The organism is Variovorax sp. 01T439_2 (assembly GCF_056398445.1).
Window position 1 is genome coordinate 1 of sequence record NZ_JBFTPJ010000342.1, and the last position, 5547, is coordinate 5547.

Here is a 5547-nt window from a genome sequence, read left to right on the forward strand (position 1 = left end):
CTCCATGCCGGCGGTGATGCGGTTGTCTTCGGGGCCCACGTGGGCCTGCTCGGTGCTCACGAGGATGCGGTAGTACGGCGCCGCGTTGGCAATGGCCGGGTCGCGGTCGGCATCGGCGGCCACCAGGGTGACCTTGCCTTCGACCGCGCCATAGCGCAGGTAGTCGTAGGCGGTGATCTTGACGCGCGCCGCCTGGCCGACCTCGACGAAGCCGCGATCGTTGGGATTGAGGCGCGCCTCGATCATGATCTCGTCCTTGTCGGGCACCACTTCCATGATGGCTTCGCCGGGCTTGATGACCCAGCCCGGGCTGGCGCTGCGCAGCCCCTTGACGATGCCGTCGGCGGGCGCCTTCACCATGGTGCGGGAGCGCTGCGTGCGCGCGCGCGCCAGGTCTTCGTTGAGGCTGGCGAACTGGCGCTCCACGGTGGCCAGCTCGTCGGACGCGCGGCGCCGGAAGCGCCCTTCGGCCTCGGCCATCTTGGCCTGCGCCTCGGTGATGGCAGCGCTCGCGGAGATGGCGCCCTGGCGCGCCACGGCCAGCTCGCTTCGCACGCTTTCGACCTGCCGCCGCTTCTCGAGCACTTCGACCTGGCCGACCAGCTTTTCATTGAGCAGCTGCTCGGAGATCTCGAGTTCCTTCTGCATCAGTGCGAGGCGGTCGTTCAGGCCCTTGACCTTGGCCTGCTGCTCGAGCAGCCGGCTGCGCGCGCCCTCCAGGCCCGACACCGCACCGGCCATCACGCCGCGCTGCTCGAGCGCGCGCGCCTCGTAGGCGCCGGTCTCGCCGTCGAGCACGCTCTCGTCGATGTCGGCGGCAAAGCTCTCGCGCCTGAGCGGCTGGCCGCGGCTCTCGGCTATGAGCCGGATGCGGGTGGCCTGCGTGGCGGCGTAGCGCGCGGTGAGTTCCTCGAAATTGAGCCCGCTGCCGCCCAGGTCGATCTCCACCAGCGGCTGGCCCTGCGTGACCTTGTCGCCTTCCTTGACCAGCACGCTGCTGACGATGCCGCCTTCCAGATGCTGGATCGACTTGACGCGGTCCGACGGGATCACGCGGCCCGGTGCCACCACCACGGTTTCCATGGGAAAGCCCAGCCCGACAGCGGCCAGCAGCGCAACCGCGCCGCCAATGACCCACTTGCGGCGCCGGCCCTTGGGCGATGTCTGCGCCGCGCGCTTGTGATCCTCGTCCTGCAGTATCTGCGGCAAATCTGATTTCAAGTCGCGGTCCCCAATTACTCTTCGATCGATCGGCCGCTCAGGCCATGGAACGGTTGGCGGCGGCTTGCTGCGAGTGCACGTCGGCATCGTCCTCGCCTGCGGTGGAATCGGGGAGCGCCACCAGCGCCTTCTTCACGCCGAAGAGCTTGGGCACCATGATGGCGGCCGTGCCCTGTTCGACGTTGCCCTGCCCCGTCACGTGGTAGACCACGCTGGCTGCGGACACGATGCGAAGCGAATGCGTGACCACCACCACCGTGCGCACCTTGGCCACCGCGAGCAGCGTGGCCAGCAGGGTGCGCTCGCTCTGGAAGTCCAGGTCGTTGCTGGGCTCGTCGAGCACCAGCACCGAGGGCTTGCGCAGGAAGCTCATGGCCAACGCGAGCTTGCGCCGCTCGCCCACCGACAGGCCCGTGCCGCCCTCGCCCACCACGGTGCGGTAGCCGTCGGGCATGCGCGAAATGAACTCGTGCGCGCCCGAGAGCTTGCAGGCCGCCACCACCTGCTCGTCGCTCTGGCCCGGGGCCGTGCGGCGCATGGTGTCGATCAGCGGTCCGCCGAACCAGTACACCTCCTGCGAGAGGTAACTGATCCAGCGCGAAAGCTCTTCGCGGCCGAATTGCGAAAGGTCGTACTCGCCGATGCTGATGACGCCGCGCGTGGGCGTGTACAGGCCCGAGAGCAGCTTGACCAGCGTCGACTTGCCGGCGCCGTTGCGCCCGACGATCACGTGCAGCCCGCCCGGCCCGATGTCCAGGTCGACGTTCTCCAGCACCGGCCGGTGCGCGTCCTCCGTGAAGCTGAAGCTCACGTCCTTCAAGGTGACGCGGCCCAGCGGCTGCGGCAGCGCCATGCCGGTGGGCGCTTTTTCCACCGGCTCGCCAAGCACCGTCTCGAGCCGCTTGGCCGCTTCCTTGGCCGCGGCCAGCGAGCGCCAGCTCGACACCAGCCCGGCCACCGGCTGCAGCGCCTTGAGGGCCAGCATGTTGGAGGCGACCAGGCCGCCCACCGTCATCCATTGCTCCATCACCGAGATGGCGCCCACCGTGACCACGATGACCGAGAACACCGTCATCAGCACGGTGGTGCCGTCGCGCGCGGTTTCGATCTGCCCGTTCTTGCTGAAGCTTTCGCTCAGCCAGGAGTTGTACGACTGGCGCCACATCTCGATGGTGGGACCGTCGTTGGCCTGCGTCTTGAGCGTTTCGCGCGCGTTGCAGATCTCCGAGGTCATGCGCTCGAGGCCGCGGCCGCGCTGCACTTCTTCGACCCGCCCGCTGCGCACCTCGTCGGCCCACCACCAGGCCAGGAAGACCATGATGGCAAGGAACAGCACCACCACCGGCAATACCGGCAAGGCCACGATGCCGATCACGGCCAGTGCGAAGACCGCCATCGGCAGGTCGAAGATCGATTGCGCCAGGCCGCCGGTGACGGTGCCGCGCACCGAGGCCACGTCGCGGAAGAACTGGTGCCAGATCGAGGCCGGGCGCGCTTCGAGCGCAYGCAGCGGACGGTTCAGCATCGAATGCAGCAGCGCGCCCGACACGCCGTGGTCGATGATCGCGCCCGCATTGCGCAACAGGCGCGAACGCCCCGAGCGCAGCCAGAACTCGATGCACAGGAAGAACAGGATGCCGCACACCAGCGCGGCCAGCGTGGAGACGCCGCTGCGCGACAGCACGCGGTCATACACCTGGAGCAGGAAGATCGATGGCAGCAGGCCGAACAGGCTGATGGGCAGCGAGCGCCAGGCCGCGCTCTTGACCAGTGGGTAGGCGGCGCGGAACGCCGTGTGCAGGGCACCCGCGTACGGGCTCGCACCTGGTTTTTCGGGCACCTCGGCCACCAGTTGGCTGGGCAAGAGAAACTTGATCATGGGAAGGGCCGATCCGTCAGGCAATGACGCCTGCGCCATTATCGACTGTTACCCAGTTGTTACAAGACAAAATCAATACTTACGAAGCGCTGCAGCGTGACATACGTCTCAGCGTGTGCGACACCGTTTCCGCATTCGCAGCCGCGGCGTCCTTGGCGGCCTCGACAGACAGGCTGCAGTCCGCCGCTTTTCTAGCCACGACCGGCGCCGCTTCGTCTTTCGGCAGGCCCTGCGCCAGCACCAGCGCAACGTTGGCGCACAGCAACATGCAAAGCAGCCAGGCGCAAAGCAGCTGCAGCCAGCCCAGCCACCACCGGCGCTGCGGCGCGGCCTGGCGTTGATAGGGCAAGGACGCCTGAGCGTTCAGTTTGATCATGGCAATGCTTTCAGAACCCGGGCCAGCCGGGACAGGCCGACACCGGCAGAACTCTTGGCCAGCACCCAGTCGCCCGGCTGCAGCAGGCCGCCCAGCGCGGTCGACAGATCGGACACGTCGACGAACCAATGCGAGCGCACCTTGGTGCGGATGCGCGCATGCAGCGCCCGCATCAGCGGGCCGCACAACAGCACGCGGTCGGGCTGCGATGCGAGCAGCTCCGGCTCCAGGTCCAGGTGGTGCCGCTGCGCCGCGGGGCCGAGCTCCTGCATGTCGCCGAGGATCGCCACGCGGCGGGCCGGCTCGCAGGGCGCCTGCGACAGCAGCTCGAGCGCGGCGCGCATCGAGCTCGGGTTGGCGTCGTAGGTCTCGTCGATCAGCTTGAAGCTCCCGCCGCCGATGTGGATGGTGTGCAGCGCGCCGCGTCCGCCCGGCGGCTCGAACTGCGCGAACGGCTCGACTGCGGCGGCCAGCTTCAGGCGCATCGCCTGCAGGGCCGCCAGCGCGGCCACGGCGCTCACGCCCATGTGGCGCCCCGGCGCATTGAGGCGAAGCTGGAACGGCTCGCCGAGCACCTGGGCCTGCACCTCGCCATGGTCGAACGAGAGCAGCCGCACGTCGGCGTCCTTGTGCTCGCCATAGGTCACGATCTGCAGCTGGTGCGCCATGGCGGCTTCGGCAAAGGTCGCGAACTCGGGGAGGTCGCGGTTCAGCACCGCGCTGTCGCCGGGCGCCATGCCCTCGAAGATGCGGCTGTCCATGCGCGCGGCGGCTTCCGAAGGCCCGCGGTGCTTTTGCGACGCGGCCGACAGCCCCGTCACCACCGCCAGCATCGGCCGCACCAGCTGGGCCGTGGCCAGCATGTGCGGCGAGCCCATCTCCAGCACCCAGTAGGCCGCATGCCGCGGCATGCAGGTCAGGTTCCAGGCCATGCCCGAGGGCAGGCTGACGTTGCCTTCGGGCCGGCCGACCTCGCCCCACACGGCCAGGGCGTCGGCCAGCATCGCGGCCACGGTGCTGCCGGCGGTGCCGCTGCCCAGCACGCCGCAGACGCGCCCCGTGAACTCGGTGCGCGCATGCGCGCCCAGCGCAAGCACGGCCTGCGGCACGTCGTCCACCTGGAGCACCGGCACCCGCTTGTCGAGGTGCGGTGCGGGATCGGTGCACAGCACGGCGGCGGCCGGCTGCAGCACGCCCTTGAGCGCCACCGCGGCCAGCGGCGTCTTCGAGGGCCGCGCCTGGTGCTCGAACACCACGCGGCCTTTGCGCAGGAAGGAGCGCTGCGTCACGCCGCTGGCGCGCCAGCCGTCTTCCGGGCGCACCACCCATTCGCCGCCGGTCACGCGCGCCATTTCGCCTGCGGTCCAGGCGGCGGCACCGTCGTCCCTCGCGCTGCCGGCGCCGGGCACGGCGGGGCGCTCCAGCAGGTAGCGGCGATAGGCCACGAAACCCGACACGTATTGCGCCACGTCGTCGATGCGCACCCGGAACGCGTGGTGCCGGATGAAGAAGGAGCCGACGATGGTGGAGGGCCGGCGAAAGTACATCGCCATCTCGGGCCAGAAGAAGCCGTTCTGCAGGTAGTGGGCGCGGTACTCCAGCGCGCGGTAGAACTTTTCGGTGTCGAGTTCGTCGAGCAGGTGCCGCATGGCGGGCGTGGCCTCCAGGCGCTGCAGCATCTGCTGGGCCGCGAGCATGAGTTCGAGCAGCGTCGGAAAGGTGGTCTTTCGGTCGAGCACGAAGTCCAGGTAGCCGGCCACGTTCTGCAGGCCGAAGCGAAAGTACTTTTCCTGCGGGCTCCAGCGCGTGAGCTCGTTGACGCAGCAGCTCAGCCAGTGGTCGTGCGCCTGCCAGTGCTGGCTTGCAATGAAGTGGTCGAAGGCCTTCTCGACCACGGCGAGCCACCTTGCGTCGCGCGTGAGGCCGTACAGGCGCATGAGGCCGTAGGCGGCCTCGCCGTCGTAGTAGATGACGCGCGAGGCCTGCTTCACGCGCAGGTCGCCGGCATGCAGCACGTGGCTGAAGCTGCCGGTGGCGCCATCCTGCAGCGACGCGATGCCCAGCGCCAGCT

The 5547-nt window shown here is 68.9% G+C and carries 4 protein-coding genes; all 4 read right to left on the reverse strand.

Annotated elements, in window-relative coordinates:
* Nucleotides 1–1221 (reverse strand): HlyD family type I secretion periplasmic adaptor subunit (locus AC1DOC_RS17055; RefSeq protein WP_478130136.1); only part of this gene is annotated, 1221 nt, incomplete at its 3' end.
* 37 nt (nt 1222–1258) lie between these two features.
* Complete coding sequence (locus AC1DOC_RS17060) at nt 1259–3100, reverse strand: peptidase domain-containing ABC transporter (RefSeq protein WP_478130137.1); 1842 nt, start codon at nt 3098–3100, stop codon at nt 1259–1261.
* Nucleotides 3101–3179: 79 nt separating this feature from the next.
* A complete protein-coding gene (locus AC1DOC_RS17065) occupies nt 3180–3476 on the reverse strand; it encodes a hypothetical protein (RefSeq protein WP_018906842.1) in 297 nt (98 codons plus the stop codon).
* Nucleotides 3473–5547, reverse strand: a 2075-nt coding sequence (locus AC1DOC_RS17070; protein WP_478130138.1) for a glutamate ligase domain-containing protein, incomplete at its 5' end; no start/stop codon positions are given. The genes AC1DOC_RS17065 and AC1DOC_RS17070, both read right to left, overlap by 4 nt.